The sequence below is a fragment of the Staphylococcus sp. HMSC34C02 genome (genome assembly GCF_001838705.1).
GTDB lineage: Bacteria > Bacillota > Bacilli > Staphylococcales > Staphylococcaceae > Staphylococcus > Staphylococcus borealis.
Window position 1 is genome coordinate 450,778 of the sequence record NZ_KV838592.1, and the last position, 15,054, is coordinate 465,831.

The window sequence follows — 15,054 nt, forward strand, 5'->3', positions numbered from 1 at the left end:
AAACGTTTCACTCTTTTAAATAACATCTTCAATTATTTTAAAACTTATTTAGCGCGGTTAGATGTACCAAATTCTCTAATTTTACCTTTAACCGTTTCTTTAATTGCTTCACGAGCTGGTCCTAAGTATTTACGTGGATCATATACGTCTTGATCATTATTTAATACTTCTCTTACTGCTTTAGCTGAAGCAATTTGGTTTTCAGTGTTTACATTAATTTTAGCAGTACCGTAAGGAATTGCTTTTTGAATGTCTTTCGTTGGGATACCAGTACCACCATGTAGTACTAATGGTAAACCAGTTGATGCACCGATTTCTTCCATTTCTTTAAATCCTAATTTAGGTTCACCTTTGTAAGGTCCGTGAACTGAACCTAATGCTGGTGCTAACGTATCAATACCTGTTCTTTCAACTAATTCTTGACATTCTTTAGGGTCAGCATAGATGATGCCACCAACAACGTCATCTTCTTGTCCACCAACAGTTCCTAATTCAGCTTCAACTGATACACCATGTTGATGTGCATATTCTACTACTTTAGATGTGATTTCAATATTTTCTTCAAATGGGCTATGAGAAGCATCGATCATTACTGAAGTGAATCCAGCATCAATTGCTTCTTTACATTTTTCAAAACTTGAACCATGGTCTAAGTGGATAGCTACTGGTACAGTAATGTTTAAGTCATGAATTAAACCTTCAACCATTTTAACTACTGTATAGAAACCGCTCATGTAACGTGCAGCACCTTCTGAAACACCTAAGATAACTGGTGCATTCTCTTCTTGAGAAGCTTCTAAAATTGCTTGTGTAAATTCAAGGTTATTTAAGTTGTATTGACCAACTGCATAACCATTTTCTTTCGCGTCGATTAACATTTCTTTCATTGAAACTAATGGCATGAAAGTTCCTCCTTGTGTGCAACTGCACAATTTTTAAAATCATTATATCAGATATTATTTTGAATTGCATGTGAATGTATGCTCATTTTAAAATAATCTTATCTGACACGCATTACGTCATTCAGATTAGCTATCATAACTAGTTTTATTGCACTTACGTTTGCGTTTATTTACAATACAAAATGAAATGGAGGATTTACATGTCTAAAATATTACATACACAATTAACAGGTATATTCAATCGTTTAGAAGATCAAGCATTAGACATTCAAATGGCCGCTCAATGTCTAATACAAGCAATCGGTGGTGAGGGGTATGTATATATACGCGGTTATGGTGATTTAAAATTTTTCGAACCCTTTATTCTTGAAAGTGAAGAACATCTTCAATCTAGTAAACCATTATCAACATTAACAACGGTTGACGATATTGATTCTACAGATCGTGTGTTACTCTTTTCACCATTTTATACTGAAGAAGTCGCTCAGGATGTACAAACATTCGTCGATAAAGATATTGATGTTGTCTTAATTTGTAACCGTCCTAAAGATGTTGAAATACCAGAACAGTTTATTCATTTTATTAACCTCGCTACACCACGACCTATCGTCTACACAGAAGATTATGATAAAGTGGTTCAACCACATACAATGGCATTTAATTATATTTACTATGAAATTTACACTCAAATGGTTGAAATGACACGAGATTTAGAATTGTAATAGTAATAACTAAACATTAAATAAAAAACAACCCTTATATGCTAATAAAGCAATGTAAGGGTTGTCTTAATATATTATTTATTTTGATAGTTGTTTGCTGCTTCAACAAACGCTTTAAATATTGGTTGAGGTCTATTAGGTCTTGATAAGAATTCAGGATGGAATTGACAAGCAATGTAGAAATCATTCTCAGGAATTTCAACCATTTCAACTAGACGTCCATCCGGACTAGTTCCAGAGAATACCATACCATTCGCTTCTAATTGTTCTCTGAATTCGTTATTAAATTCATATCGATGACGGTGTCTCTCTTCAATGTTGATTGCATCATAAATTTGATGCGCTAATGTACCTTCTTTAATTTTACATGGGTATAATCCTAAGCGTAACGTACCACCTAAATCTTCAATATCTTTCTGTTCAGGTAGTAAATCAATGATTGGATAAGGTGTGCTTGGATCAAGTTCAGCTGAATGTGCACCATCTAACCCAAGTACATTACGTGCAAATTCAACAGTTGCCAATTGCATACCCAAACAAATACCAAAGTATGGCACATTGTTTTCACGCGCATATTTAATGGCTGCAATTTTACCTTCACTTGCTCTAAATCCAAAACCACCTGGCACTAGAATACCATCTACATCTTTTAAGTAGTCTTCAACATTATCGTCATTAACTTCTCCTGAATCGATCCATTTAACAACGACATCTTTTTTCAATGGATAGCCAGCATGCTTCAATGATTCCACTACTGATAAGTACGCATCTTGTAAGCTTACGTATTTACCAACTAAACCAATCGTAATTGTACCGTCTAGCGAATTTACAGTATCTAATAAATATTGCCATTCGTCTAACTGAGTATCGTATTTAGCATCTAAATCTAATCGCTTAATAACGATATCGTCCATATCTTGTGCACTTAATTGTAATGGAATTTCATATAGTGATGATGCATCTCTACATTCGATAACACTTTCTTTATTAATGTCACAGAATAACGCAATTTTATCTTTTAAATCTTGAGTCATTTCATATTCAGTACGTACTACAATTAAATCCGGTTGAATACCTAAACCACGTAATTCTTTAACACTGTGTTGCGTTGGTTTCGTCTTCATTTCACCGGCAGCTTTGATGTATGGAAGTAACGTACAATGTACATACATCACATTTTCACGACCTAAATCGCTTCTAATTTGTCTAATCGCTTCGATAAATGGTAGCGATTCAATGTCACCAGTTGTACCACCAATTTCAGTGATAACTACATCAGCATTGGTACTTTCCCCTGCAAGTAATAAACGTTCTTTAATTTCATTAGTAATGTGTGGAATAACTTGTACAGTTCCACCTAAATAATCTCCACGACGTTCTTTTTTAAGTACATGAGAATAAACTTTCCCAGCAGTAACGTTTGAATATTTATTTAAATTAATATCGATAAAACGCTCATAATGTCCTAAATCTAAGTCAGTTTCAGCACCATCATCTGTAACAAATACTTCTCCATGTTGATATGGACTCATCGTTCCTGGATCAACGTTTAAATATGGATCGAATTTTTGAATTGTGACTTTTAAGCCTCTATCTTTTAATAATCTTCCTAGAGAAGCGGCTGTGATACCTTTTCCTAATGATGATACTACTCCGCCCGTTACAAAAATAAATTTTGTCATTTCCTGACCTCCTAATTTATAAAGGGATGCTTCCTTACCTATTTGTTCATTTTAAATAATCACTTTTGAAAAAATAAAAAAATCGCTCCCTCTCACATATCTGTAAGGGGAGCGTATATCATTTATACACGTGTCCTAATTAAAGGAGCCCGAATAAAATTCTATCATCTTTTAAGTAAAAGTCAATCAAAACTAGCATTTAGTTTTAAAATCTTCTTAGTCTTCGAATTCTTCCTCGTCTTCTTCGTCGAGTTCATCCTCTTCGTCATCTTCAATTACTAAATCTGATTCACTAATTTCATCTTCAACTTGTTCATCTTCAGGATCATCTAATGTTTCTTGATCATCTGTTTGGGCTGGAATATCATCATCGTCATCCATTTCATCGTCACCCAATAACTTAAGATTCTTATCTTCTTCATCTTCGTCATCAAGAATATCGAATTTTTGAATTGTTGGAGCAATTTTTTCTTCGATATCATCTACAGAATACCAATCACGTAATCCCCATTGATTTTCGCCAACGTTTAAGAAACGTCCGTCAGTATTTAAATCGGTATAGAATTGAACTACACGATTTTCAATTTCTTCAAATTCATAGTCACCTAATTTTTTGAATTCATCAATGATATCGTACAAATTCATTGTAGTACCTTTATCATTTAATAACGTATAAGCCATATCAATAAATGACTTTTCATCAACCATTTCTTTAGTATAATCTTGGATTTTCATTATAGCTAATCTTCCTTTCGAAGAATTTTTAATTATATCGTTGGATTTCATTAATTAATAGTAACAAAAATAAATTATAAATGACAATACACGATTTCGCAATTACGATTCACTTAGTAATTGATATATTTCTCGAAAATAACTAAATCATCTGATTGATCAATCTCGACAAAACCACTATTCATACACAATGGTTTTAATTCATTATTTTCACCAAACAATGTAATAACAATCGTTTTAGCTTGTTTAAAATGCTTACGTACATATGTTGGTATTTGTCTTAATGCACTTTCTGCAATGCCTTCTTTACGTTGATCTTTATAAACTTCAATGGCAACAATATTAATTCGATTATTCATTTGTTCAAGTGCAATAAAGCCAACTTTTTGGTTATCTTTAAGTAAATCAACGATATTATATGTCGCTATACTTGACGTTTCGTTTTCAGTTAATCGTAATGAAGAAACGTGTTTAGAATCTAAATCTAAGTAGTATAAACATTCTTTACCAATTGGCCCCTCTTCTTTCGTAGCCGTATGCATGAAACCAGCACGTTCATATACATTCCACGCCCCTTTGTTCTCTGCATCAACAACTAGATACAAATGATTAAAATCAGGAAACAACATCTGTACATATTGAGGTAAGTACATCATCATTGTCGTTCCATAACCATTCCCTTGAAATTGCTCATTGATTGATAATGATCTTACATAAACGACGTTCTCTGGCGTATCGTATCCTTCATGTTGATAATATTGATGTAATACAAAGAAACCAACAACATCTCCATCTTCATTAATAGCAATGTTAGCCACTCTATTCTCATCTGTAAGTGCATCGTCTAATACTGTTTTCGGTAAAGAAGAGTATATTTGTTGTCGCTCGCTTAATTCAAAGTTAACTACATCTTGTCTATATTTTTCTTCAAACTCTTGAATTGTTATATTTTCAAATTGTTTCTTTATAGTCATAACCACTAACCCCTATGCCTCTAATAATTTATCAACTTATATTATAATTGTTTTTTTACACTTATCAAAATAAAATCCACTTAAGTTAGATACAATTATTTTAAATTTTTACCTTTTTAAAATTAATCTATTGAAATTCAGCAAATTTGCTTTACTATAAATATGACATATAAAATCACGAGGTGAACTAGAATGAAAGTCGGTATCGATGCCGGTGGTACGTTAATTAAAATCGTCCAAGAATCACAACAAGGACGTTCATATGAAACCGAACTTACTACAAATATATCTGAAGTCATTGCATGGTTGAATGCAAATACGTTCGAATCCATCAGTCTTACGGGTGGTAATGCAGGTGTAATCGCTGAAAATTTAAATACAGAAGCTAAAATATTTGTTGAATTTGATGCATCATCTAAAGGTTTAGGTATGCTTCTAAAAGAACAAGGTCACCATATTAACGAATATATTTTCGCTAATGTCGGTACAGGCACGTCATTACACTTTTTTGATGGTCAACAACAGCACCGAGTTGGCGGTGTAGGTACTGGTGGTGGCATGATTCAAGGACTGGGTTATTTATTGTCTCAAATTACAGATTACGAAGCACTAACTAATTTAGCACAATCTGGTGATAGAGATACGATAGACCTTAAGGTTAAACATATTTATAAAGATACTGAGCCTCCTATTCCTGGTGAATTAACAGCAGCTAATTTCGGAAATGTCTTACATAATTTAGACGTAGAATTTTCACCAGCCAACAAATTAGCATCAGTCGTTGGTATTGTTGGAGAAGTTATAACGACTATGGCAATCACTGTTGCTCGTGAAAATAAAACTGAAAATGTTGTATATATCGGGTCTTCTTTTAACAACAATCCTCTTTTGCGCGAGGTTATTGAAGATTATACGGTACTACGTGGGTTCAAACCATTTTATATTGAAAACGGTGCCTTTTCAGGTGCGCTTGGCGCTATCTATTTAAGTTAATAGTTTTGTAATTATTTTCTAAAAAAGCCCTTAATCACCTCATTCAAATGTGATTAAGGGCTTCCTTTTTATTTAATTAATCAATTATGTAATACCTAAATATATATAAAGACTAAAAGTAACGAATGACTACATAATTCAAATTAAAACGTTAATTCGTTTGATAATTTTTGAGCTGAAACAACAGTTCCAACTACACCAGGTTTTAAATCGATGGCAACAGCTTGATTATTATCACGTAATTTATCTAACCAATCACTAAATACGCTGCCTTCAATTTCGATTAACTCACACTCTTCAAAGTCTTCATCTCGAACTTTAAGCGCTCTATTTTTTAAACTCCAAACAGGCATAATTTGAGGTTTTTCTTCTTTATCATCACTAATTAATATGAAGTGACTTTCACCTTGTTTCGTTAAGCCGAATACTTGATCTTCTTTGGCTACATCTCTCACAAATTCTTTAATGCGAATTTTATCCAATTCCGACATTAATTCGTCAGTCATTTGTACAACGTTAACAATCTGTCCTTCTGTTTCAGCTGTTTGATTAATAACAACTTGATCATTTTCATCAAATAAGTCATCCAATTCATAGGTAACGAATGTATCCACATCAATTGTTAATACGCGATCGTAGTCTATTGCTGAATGCTTTAAATACGCTTCTGCTTGTCCTTCTTGAGTCCAAACACCGACATGATTTTGATCATTACTATTTATTCTGATTAATTTTTTATTTTGGCTAGCAACATAAAACGTTTCATTAATCAGCACATCTTTAAAATAAGTCTCATTCTTGTAAGACAATGCGTAACCCTCCATTTCTATTTTGGTAACAATTAAAATAGTAAATGACAATACTTAAGCCGTCAAATATCTGTATCGAAAATGATGATATTAAGATAGCACTTTTAAAACATACTTGTTTTGAATCTAAAATAAAACTAGAGTTGAGAAAAGGCTAATATGCTTGCCTACTCAACTCTAGTTCATAACTCATATTCATTTAAATAATACACTTCTTGTCGACTTACGATTGCATATTTAATAAATGATTACTTTTCTAGATCAGCTAAAAAAGATTGTTCAATCTTCTCAATAGATTCCTTTGATTCGCCTCTCCAAATACAACCAAAGCGAGAATTAACTTTGTTTTTTCCAAACCAATCTCCATCGTAATAAGACAATGGGTACAACACGCCTTGTTTAACATATTTTAAAATAGTATTAAAGAAATGCTCATTATCACCATTAGAGAAGTAGCTATAAAATTTTTGATATGTCGAATTCAGTTCCTCTTGTAATAATAGCATGCTTGTAGAGCCATTTTGTCTAAAGTTTAAATCGATTGCAAAAACGTCGTCATTCTTATCTAGGAGTAAATCGAAACCAGCTACACCAAAGAAACCGAGTTTCACACCATTTTCCATTATTTCTCGACCGGCATCAATTATTTGTTGTGGAACATTATGAACATTTTCATTACCTGCATAAAATCCATATTTATCTGTAATTTGATGTGCTGTACCTAAATAGGTCACACCAATATCTTCAGAATAAGCGAATTGCACACAATAGTTCTTAACCGCTTCAATTTTCTGTTCAATAATTAGGTTATCTGTCGCATCACTAGCTTCTAGGATACGTTGTGTGGCTTTAGCCAAATCCGCTTCATCATAGCAAATCATAACACCATATCCACCTGCTGTTGGCAAATCATCTCCAGGTTTAATAACAAATGGAAACGCCCATTCTTTAATACGCGCTTTGAAATCATTAATAGATACAATTTCACGCTCTGGCAAAAATTTATGATTCGTCCACTCTGGTATACGTGCTTTATTGTTTAATGCTACAAATGTTTCTTTATGAACAGCGTAGCAATCATCTGGTACAACGTCATCACTATGAATATATTGAAAATAAATTGTTTTACCTTCTTCGTGAACAATTCGATTTAACAATGCTTCATATGTTTCACGATTTTTAAATTGATACGTATGTGTTGGAACTTTTTTTCCGACTAGTGCAAATAATTGAACTAATTTATCAGTAATGCTTGCTTCATGTACAATCATCGGCATAGAATCTGCAATAAGCATTTCTCGACCCGTTAAGAAATTCGATTGATGTTCCTCAGGTTTTAGCCAAGGGTTTGAAACATATGATGGTCTTGAGTTATACACAACATTGTCATTATATAAATCACTTAAAGTTAATTTTAGTTCATTTTCGTTCTTTGTCATCTAGACTGCCCCTTTATTTGAGAGTGCTGTTGAACTACGTCATCAAACATTCTCTTATTTTCAATTAATTCTAATCCCATTAATGCTATGATTTTAGCACCATGAATTAACGCTTGATCACCGTGCACACTCGATGCAGCCTCTCTAAATCTATGTGTATGACCAACTAAATTTCTAGAGCCTATTTTCACATGAGGGTGAATCGTAGGTACTATATGACTGACATTACCCGTATCTGTCGATCCAAAACCAAAATCGTCATGACTGACATCTTCACCTACTTCATTTGCATATTTCTCAAATAACGCGTCTAATTTAGGCGTCTTTATAAATTCATTTACACCATTCTGTATCGGTCCAAATTCATAATCACAACCTGTTTGAATCGCTGCGCCTCTCGCAATTTGATTGACCTTTTCAGTTAAAACATCTAATTCTTTACGTGTTGTTGCACGTGTATAGAATCGGGCATGTGTATAGTCCGGAATAATATTAGCTGCTTTGCCACCATCTAAAATAACGCCATGTACGCGTTGACTTTTTTTAATGTGTTGTCTTAATTGTGCTACACCATTAAAATATGAAATCATCGCATCAAGTGCATTTAAAGCTTCATCAGCATTTTCTGAAGCATGTGCACTCTTGCCATAGAATTTTATATCTAAGACATCTACAGCGAGCGTATCAATAGTTGGATAGGTTTCATTCCCAGGGTGAATCATTAAAGCGATGTCGATATCATCAATAATGCCAGCTTTAACATATGACGCTTTGGCACTTCCATTCTCGCCACCTTCTTCAGCTGGACAACCAAGCACAACAACCTTTCCCCCAATGCGGTTTATCACTTGTTTTAATGCTGAACCTGCAAGTACGCTAGCAGTCCCAATAATGTTATGGCCACAGGCGTGACCTAATCCCGGCAGTGCATCATATTCTGCTAAATAGCCAATCGTAGGACCTTCTTGCCCAGAATCATAAGTGGCTATAAAACCTGTAGCATGACCAGCAATATCCGTTTCTATTTCAAAGTCATTATCTTTCAATTTATCAATGAGTGTTCTAGAGGCAAAAATCTCCTCATTACCTAATTCAGGGCGTTCATGTATTCGATGACTAATTTCAACATAATCATATTTATTATTCTCTATATAATCTAAAATTTCTTGTTTATTACTCATAAATCATAACTCCCTTATTTTTACGACAATCGTTTTTGCTACTATCTTCAATCGTTTATATTTCTTATCATCAGTTAATTATTACCTATTTTATCGGATTTAAAGATGGTTGTCATTAAATTTCCATGTATTTACAAAATTTTCTCACAATTCATTCAATTTCATGTCCCCTATCAGGACTATAATTTTGAAAATTGTAAATAGCTTTAACTATTGATACAATCAAATCGTTAACTTAATAATTAAATTTATTGCTTATAGGAGGATTTATGATGACTAAAATGAACGTTGAAAGTTTTAATTTAGATCATACTAAGGTTGTAGCACCTTTCGTGCGTTTAGCTGGTACAATGGAAGGTTTGAATGGTGATGTGATTAAAAAATACGATATTCGTTTCAAACAACCTAATAAAGAACATATGGAAATGCCAGGGTTACACTCACTCGAACATTTAATGGCTGAAAACATTAGAAATCATACTGATAAAGTTGTAGATTTAAGTCCAATGGGTTGTCAAACTGGTTTTTATGTGTCATTTATTAATCATGATGATTATGAAGATGTATTAAATATCATTGAAAAAACATTAAATGATGTGTTAAATGCTACTGAAGTTCCTGCTTGTAACGAAGTTCAATGCGGCTGGGCTGCAAGCCATTCACTTGAAGGTGCAAAAGAAATCGCGCAAGCATTTCTTGATAAACGTAATGAATGGTCTGATATATATGGTGAAGGTAAATAACATTACCCGTTCATAAAGTGAATATTTAAAAAGAGGCTGAGACATTTTATTTTGTCTCAGCCTCTTTATCTTTTAGCTGTAGTTGACTGATTTGAAAATGCGTTTCAATCAAGCATTTTTTCAAACCTCGTCATCTTTGCTGTCAGAGCCCTAACTAAGAGATTTTCATCAAGAAAAACTCTGAACTAAGCTAGCTAGGGTGGAACAACAAATTTATTTTAATTTTTGTCCCGCTCTCTGATCTGATTATTTTATAATTTTTTTACTAATCCAATTAATACAAACTGTAATGGTAATCTTAAATATAGCGCCCATTTTGGCACTTGTTTATCACCTAAAGGTAATTCTTTACGTGCCATGTAAACATTTGCAGGCAATACAGCTAATAGGAATAGGTTAATACCTTTTTTTAACCAATTAGCAGGACGTTTTAATAACAACATAATACCGAAGAAAATCTCAAATACACCTGTTACTAAAACAGCCGTTTTTTGTAATGGTAAATAATCTGGAACGATATTTCTAAATGAACGTTCACGTGTAAAATGAAGTACACCGGCTGCTCCAAAAGCTAAACCTAATAAATAACGGAATACTTTCATTAATGTTCCACTCCCATTTCTTTTAAATAACTCTTACCAAATTCAGGTAATTCAACATTGAAATTATCTGCGATTGTTGCACCAATTGAACTAAATGTCGTATCTCCTGATAATTCATGGTATGCATCTATTTTAGGGCTAAACATTAGCACTGGAATATATTCTCGTGTATGGTCAGTACCCTCTGCAATTGGATCATTACCATGATCTGCCGTAATAATAACTAAATCATCTTCTTGTAAATTATCAATTAATTCTGGTAAGCGTTCGTCGAAATCTTTAATTGCTTGTGCATAACCGTCTTTGTCTCTGCGGTGACCATATAATGCATCAAAATCCACTAAATTCAAGAAGCTGATACCATTAAAGTCCTTTTTAACGACATTAATCAGTTGATCCATGCCATCCATATTATTTTTAGTTCTTATTGCTTCTGTTACACCTTCACCGTCATAAATGTCATTAATTTTACCAATTGCAATAACATCATAGTCATGATCTTTTAATGTGTTCATGACTGTTTTACCAAATGGTTTAAGCGCATAATCATGACGATTAGACGTACGTGTAAAGTTTCCTGGTTCACCTACATATGGGCGTGCAATAACACGGCCAATTAAGTACTTAGGATCTTTAGTTAATTCACGCACCTTTTCGCAAATATCATACAATTCTTCAAGTGGGATAATATCTTCATGTGCAGCAATTTGAAGTACTGGGTCTGCACTAGTATAAACAATTAAATCCCCTGTCTTCATTTGATGTTCGCCTAATTCATCAATAATTGCAGTACCTGAAGCAGGTTTATTTGCTACAACTTTTCGACCTGTCATTTCTTCAATCTCTTGAATTAATTCATCAGGAAATCCATTTGGATAAACTTTAAATGGTTGCATGATATTTAGTCCCATAATTTCCCAATGTCCTGTCATCGTATCTTTTCCGACAGAAGCTTCACTTAATTTAGTATAAAACGCACCTGGTTGTTCAACTTTATTGACCACTGGTAAATCCTCAATATTACCTAGTCCTAATTTTTCTAAATTAGGTAATGATTGGTTAAACCCTTCTAACGTGTGTTTTAATGTGTGTGACCCTTCATCATTAAAAGCAGCAGCATCAGGTGCTTCACCAATACCTACTGAATCCATGACAATTAAATGCACTCTTTTAAATGGTGTCGTCATATTTAACACTCCTACTCTGTAATTATTTTATGAATTAATGTTGGTGTTTTTGCTTGTGCTTTAATTTCGATACTTTCGTCAAGTTTCTTAATGACATCATCAACATTTTCACGATTACTGTGAATCGTTAATAAAGACTCACCTTCATTGACTTTGTCTCCTACTTTCTTATTCAACACAATGCCAACACTTAAATCTATGTCATCTTCTTTCGTTTGTCTTCCCGCACCTAACATCATTGAAGCAACTCCAATTTCATTTGCAATAAGCTCTGAAACTACACCACTTGATTTTGCTTTATAATCAATTTGATATTGGGCAGTCGGTAATAACTCCGGTGAATCGACAACTGAAGCATCGCCACCTTGATTTTCTAAAAATGTTTTGAATTTATCTAATGCTGAACCATTTTCAATGGCTTCATTGAGCAATTGACGCGCCTCTTCAAGTGTACTTGCTCTTTCAGCAAGTACGACCATTTGTGAACCTAGTGTTAATACTAGTTCAGTTAAATCTTCAGGTCCTTGACCATTTAATGTATCAATCGCTTCTCTTAATTCTAAAGCATTCCCAATCGCACGACCAAGTGGTTGGCTCATATCTGAAATAATAGCCATTGTATTTCTACCAACATTATTTCCTATGCTAACCATAGCATGTGCTAATGCCTCAGCGTCTTCTAATGTTTTCATGAATGCACCATTTCCAGTTTTAACATCTAGGACGATTGCATCAGCACCCGCGGCAATTTTCTTACTCATGATTGATGATGCGATTAGAGGAATAGAGTTAACTGTTCCTGTAACATCTCTTAATGCGTATAGTTTCTTGTCTGCAGGTGTTAAATTGCCTGTTTGTCCAATCACTGCAACTTGGTCTTCATTAACAAGTTTAATGAACTCCGCTTCAGAGATTTCAACATGGAATCCATTAATAGATTCTAATTTATCAATCGTACCGCCCGTATGTCCTAAACCACGGCCACTCATTTTAGCAACTGGCACTCCCACTGCAGCTACTAATGGTGCCAACACTAGCGTCGTCGTATCTCCAACACCACCAGTTGAGTGTTTATCTACTTTAATACCATTAATTTTTGATAAATCAATAACATCACCTGAATTAACCATTGCCATAGTTAAAGCTGCACGTTCTTCTTCATTCATATCTTGGAAAAAGATTGCCATCGCTAAACTAGAAGCTTGATAATCAGGAATGTCCCCTTCCGTGTAATCTTTGATAAAGAATTCAATTTCCTCTTTAGATAATGATTTGCCATCGCGTTTCTTTTCAATAATATCTACCATTCTCATAATTCTGAACCCCTCTCAAAATAAGCTGTTATATCTGTGTGCTGTTACATCAATTGCATGATTAATAATCAGAATCTGACTCTAAGCCTTGAATAATTTGAACACCAGCACTCGCACCTATACGAGTAGCGCCTGCGTCAATCATTTTGTTGAAATCTTCTAAATTACGCACGCCACCTGAAGCTTTAACCTCTAATGCGTCTCCCACAGTGTCTTTCATCAATTTCACATCTTCTGGTGTAGCGCCTCCCCCAGCAAAGCCAGTTGATGTTTTAACGAAATCTGCTCCAGCAGCTTTTGCTAATTCACTTGCTTTCACTTTTTCATCATCTGTTAAAAGAATAGTTTCAATAATAACTTTCACTGTTTTTCCGTTAGCTGCGCCAACTACGCCTTCAATATCTTTTTGAACGTCTTCATATCTTCCATCTTTAAGTGCGCCTATATTGATAACCATATCAATTTCAGATGCGCCATTTTTAATTGCATCTTCTGTTTCAAAAATTTTAGTAGCAGTTGTATTTGCTCCTAATGGAAAACCAATCACAGTACAAACTAATACATCTGAGCCATTTAACTTTTCTGATGCATATTTAACGTGTGTAGGATTTACACAAATTGATTTGAAATCATACGCTTTAGCTTCGTCAATAATTTTATCAATTTGTTGACGTGTAGATTCCGGCTTCAATAAAGTGTGATCAATAAATTTTGCATAATTCATAGTAGTTTCCTCCAATATGTTGTTAAATTTAATCAATATTCCTTAAAATTAGAATATTAACTTTTCATATTAATATAGCCCTCTCATGTATATAGTACAAAAATTCGCAAAAAAGTTAAACAAATGTTATCTTAATCTTAACAATCATGATAAGGAGAAGATATTAATGACAAATGGCACACCTCACATTCAACCAAATGGAGCGAAAATCGCTAAAACGGTTTTAATGCCTGGCGATCCATTACGCGCAAAATATATTGCAGATAACTTTTTAGAAAATGTAGAACAATTTAACGAAGTTAGAAATATGTTCGGTTATACAGGTACTTACAAAGGTAAAGAAGTTTCAGTTATGGGCTCTGGAATGGGCATACCAAGTATTGGTATTTATTCATATGAATTATATAATTTCTTTGATGTTGACACTATTATTCGTGTTGGTTCATGTGGTGCTTTACAAGAAGATGTTAATTTATATGATGTGATTATTGCTCAAGCAGCATCTACTAACTCTAATTATGTAGACCAATTTAATATTCCTGGCCACTTTGCCCCAATCGCTGATTTCGAACTTATTACTAAAGCTAAAAATATTGCTGATAAAATTGGCGCAGTAAGTCATGTAGGAAATGTGTTATCTTCAGATACATTCTATAATGCTGATGCAACGTTCAATGACAATTGGAAAAAAATGGGAATTTTAGGTATTGAAATGGAATCAGCAGGGTTATACTTAAATGCAATTAATGCTGGTAAGAAAGCATTAGGTATTTTTACAGTTAGTGACCATATTCTTAGAGATGAAGCAACTACAGCTGAAGAAAGACAAAACTCATTTACGCAAATGATGGAAATTGCATTAGAAGTTGCTGAATAACAATAATTAATAAACAATAAACGAGGTTAGGAAATAATCCCTAACAAAATGAGGCTGGGACATAATTCCTAGCAAAAATGCCAGTAAATGAGTTTTTTATAAATTCATTTACTGGCTTCTTTATATACAATACTTCGTATTGTTGGCTCGCTTGCCCAACGTGCTTTGCTT

General features: G+C 33.7%; 15 protein-coding genes. 4 read left to right on the forward strand and 11 right to left on the reverse strand.

All coding sequences use genetic code 11. The annotated features are described in order from the left end of the window. Positions 1–44: 44 nt before the first annotated feature. Complete coding sequence (gene fdaB / locus HMPREF3239_RS10830; protein WP_011275221.1) at positions 45–902, reverse strand: class IIb fructose-bisphosphate aldolase FdaB; 858 nt, start codon at positions 900–902, stop codon at positions 45–47. Positions 903–1,102: 200 nt separating this feature from the next. On the opposite strand from fdaB, the gene HMPREF3239_RS10835 reads away from it, so the two are divergent. Further along, the gene (locus tag HMPREF3239_RS10835; RefSeq protein WP_053031136.1) at positions 1,103–1,624 is read left to right on the forward strand and encodes a DUF2529 family protein; all 522 of its coding nucleotides are present in this window, start codon (positions 1,103–1,105) and stop codon (positions 1,622–1,624) included. Positions 1,625–1,698: 74 nt separating this feature from the next. Here HMPREF3239_RS10835 and HMPREF3239_RS10840 read toward each other — a convergent pair whose 3' ends face one another. From HMPREF3239_RS10840 to HMPREF3239_RS10850, 3 genes are all read right to left on the reverse strand, one after another. Next, positions 1,699–3,306, reverse strand: coding sequence for a CTP synthase (locus HMPREF3239_RS10840; protein WP_053031134.1), 1,608 nt, complete (start codon positions 3,304–3,306; stop codon positions 1,699–1,701). A gap of 216 nt (positions 3,307–3,522) precedes the next feature. Beyond that, entirely contained in the window at positions 3,523–4,041 is a 519-nt protein-coding gene (gene rpoE / locus HMPREF3239_RS10845; protein WP_053031132.1) for a DNA-directed RNA polymerase subunit delta, read from the reverse strand. Between the two features lie 113 nt (positions 4,042–4,154). After that, positions 4,155–5,015, reverse strand: coding sequence for a GNAT family N-acetyltransferase (locus HMPREF3239_RS10850; RefSeq protein WP_070855637.1), 861 nt, complete (start codon positions 5,013–5,015; stop codon positions 4,155–4,157). Positions 5,016–5,207: 192 nt separating this feature from the next. Here HMPREF3239_RS10850 and coaW point away from each other — a divergent pair, with 192 nt between their 5' ends. Further along, positions 5,208–6,008 carry a type II pantothenate kinase gene (coaW, locus tag HMPREF3239_RS10855; protein ID WP_053031128.1) on the forward strand — a complete coding sequence of 267 codons (801 nt, stop codon included), beginning with the start codon at positions 5,208–5,210 and terminating at the stop codon, positions 6,006–6,008. Between the two features lie 143 nt (positions 6,009–6,151). Here coaW and HMPREF3239_RS10860 read toward each other — a convergent pair whose 3' ends face one another. The 3 genes from HMPREF3239_RS10860 to HMPREF3239_RS10870 all read right to left on the reverse strand — a co-directional run bounded on the left by HMPREF3239_RS10860 (position 6,152) and on the right by HMPREF3239_RS10870 (position 9,437). Then, positions 6,152–6,817 carry a DUF2750 domain-containing protein gene (locus HMPREF3239_RS10860; RefSeq protein ID WP_053031126.1) on the reverse strand — a complete coding sequence of 222 codons (666 nt, stop codon included), beginning with the start codon at positions 6,815–6,817 and terminating at the stop codon, positions 6,152–6,154. A gap of 248 nt (positions 6,818–7,065) precedes the next feature. Then, positions 7,066–8,256 (reverse strand): L-aspartate--L-methionine ligase LdmS, encoded by a 1,191-nt coding sequence (locus tag HMPREF3239_RS10865; protein ID WP_070855638.1) that lies wholly within the window; start codon positions 8,254–8,256, stop codon positions 7,066–7,068. After that, the gene (locus HMPREF3239_RS10870) at positions 8,253–9,437 is read right to left on the reverse strand and encodes a M20 family metallopeptidase (protein WP_070855639.1); all 1,185 of its coding nucleotides are present in this window, start codon (positions 9,435–9,437) and stop codon (positions 8,253–8,255) included. The genes HMPREF3239_RS10865 and HMPREF3239_RS10870 overlap by 4 nt, the downstream gene beginning before the upstream one ends. A 272-nt stretch (positions 9,438–9,709) precedes the next feature. Between HMPREF3239_RS10870 and HMPREF3239_RS10875 the strand changes: the two genes are divergently transcribed. Then, positions 9,710–10,180: an S-ribosylhomocysteine lyase gene (locus HMPREF3239_RS10875; protein WP_053031120.1), complete on the forward strand. Its 471-nt coding sequence runs from the start codon at positions 9,710–9,712 to the stop codon at positions 10,178–10,180. A 251-nt stretch (positions 10,181–10,431) separates the two neighbouring features. Here the strand turns inward: HMPREF3239_RS10875 and HMPREF3239_RS10880 are convergent, their stop codons facing one another. The 4 genes from HMPREF3239_RS10880 to deoC all read right to left on the reverse strand — a co-directional run bounded on the left by HMPREF3239_RS10880 (position 10,432) and on the right by deoC (position 14,006). Then, the gene (locus HMPREF3239_RS10880; protein ID WP_070855640.1) at positions 10,432–10,782 is read right to left on the reverse strand and encodes a DoxX family protein; all 351 of its coding nucleotides are present in this window, start codon (positions 10,780–10,782) and stop codon (positions 10,432–10,434) included. Continuing rightward, positions 10,782–11,969: a phosphopentomutase gene (gene deoB / locus HMPREF3239_RS10885; protein ID WP_053031116.1), complete on the reverse strand. Its 1,188-nt coding sequence runs from the start codon at positions 11,967–11,969 to the stop codon at positions 10,782–10,784. The genes HMPREF3239_RS10880 and deoB overlap by 1 nt, the downstream gene beginning before the upstream one ends. Positions 11,970–11,980: 11 nt before the next feature. Beyond that, on the reverse strand, positions 11,981–13,282 hold the full coding sequence (locus HMPREF3239_RS10890; protein WP_070855641.1) for a pyrimidine-nucleoside phosphorylase: 1,302 nt from the start codon (positions 13,280–13,282) through the stop codon (positions 11,981–11,983). Between the two features lie 61 nt (positions 13,283–13,343). Beyond that, a complete protein-coding gene (deoC, locus tag HMPREF3239_RS10895) occupies positions 13,344–14,006 on the reverse strand; it encodes a deoxyribose-phosphate aldolase (protein WP_070855642.1) in 663 nt (220 codons plus the stop codon). Positions 14,007–14,172: 166 nt separating this feature from the next. Between deoC and deoD the strand changes: the two genes are divergently transcribed. Next, complete coding sequence (gene deoD / locus HMPREF3239_RS10900) at positions 14,173–14,883, forward strand: purine-nucleoside phosphorylase (protein ID WP_070855643.1); 711 nt, start codon at positions 14,173–14,175, stop codon at positions 14,881–14,883. Positions 14,884–15,054: the final 171 nt, after the last annotated feature.

Excerpts from the sequence above, each read along its gene's own strand:
- HMPREF3239_RS10890 (WP_070855641.1), bottom strand. The coding sequence starts at position 13,282 with ATGAGAATGGTAGATATTATTGAAAAGAAACGCGATGGCAAATCATTA.
- deoB (WP_053031116.1), bottom strand. The coding sequence starts at position 11,969 with ATGACGACACCATTTAAAAGAGTGCATTTAATTGTCATGGATTCAGTA.
- rpoE (WP_053031132.1), bottom strand. The coding sequence starts at position 4,041 with ATGAAAATCCAAGATTATACTAAAGAAATGGTTGATGAAAAGTCATTT.
- HMPREF3239_RS10835 (WP_053031136.1), top strand. The coding sequence starts at position 1,103 with ATGTCTAAAATATTACATACACAATTAACAGGTATATTCAATCGTTTA.
- coaW (WP_053031128.1), top strand. The coding sequence starts at position 5,208 with ATGAAAGTCGGTATCGATGCCGGTGGTACGTTAATTAAAATCGTCCAA.
- HMPREF3239_RS10870 (WP_070855639.1), bottom strand. The coding sequence starts at position 9,437 with ATGAGTAATAAACAAGAAATTTTAGATTATATAGAGAATAATAAATAT.
- HMPREF3239_RS10880 (WP_070855640.1), bottom strand. The coding sequence starts at position 10,782 with ATGAAAGTATTCCGTTATTTATTAGGTTTAGCTTTTGGAGCAGCCGGT.
- HMPREF3239_RS10840 (WP_053031134.1), bottom strand. The coding sequence starts at position 3,306 with ATGACAAAATTTATTTTTGTAACGGGCGGAGTAGTATCATCATTAGGA.
- fdaB (WP_011275221.1), bottom strand. The coding sequence starts at position 902 with ATGCCATTAGTTTCAATGAAAGAAATGTTAATCGACGCGAAAGAAAAT.
- HMPREF3239_RS10865 (WP_070855638.1), bottom strand. The coding sequence starts at position 8,256 with ATGACAAAGAACGAAAATGAACTAAAATTAACTTTAAGTGATTTATAT.
- HMPREF3239_RS10875 (WP_053031120.1), top strand. The coding sequence starts at position 9,710 with ATGACTAAAATGAACGTTGAAAGTTTTAATTTAGATCATACTAAGGTT.
- deoD (WP_070855643.1), top strand. The coding sequence starts at position 14,173 with ATGACAAATGGCACACCTCACATTCAACCAAATGGAGCGAAAATCGCT.
- deoC (WP_070855642.1), bottom strand. The coding sequence starts at position 14,006 with ATGAATTATGCAAAATTTATTGATCACACTTTATTGAAGCCGGAATCT.
- HMPREF3239_RS10850 (WP_070855637.1), bottom strand. The coding sequence starts at position 5,015 with ATGACTATAAAGAAACAATTTGAAAATATAACAATTCAAGAGTTTGAA.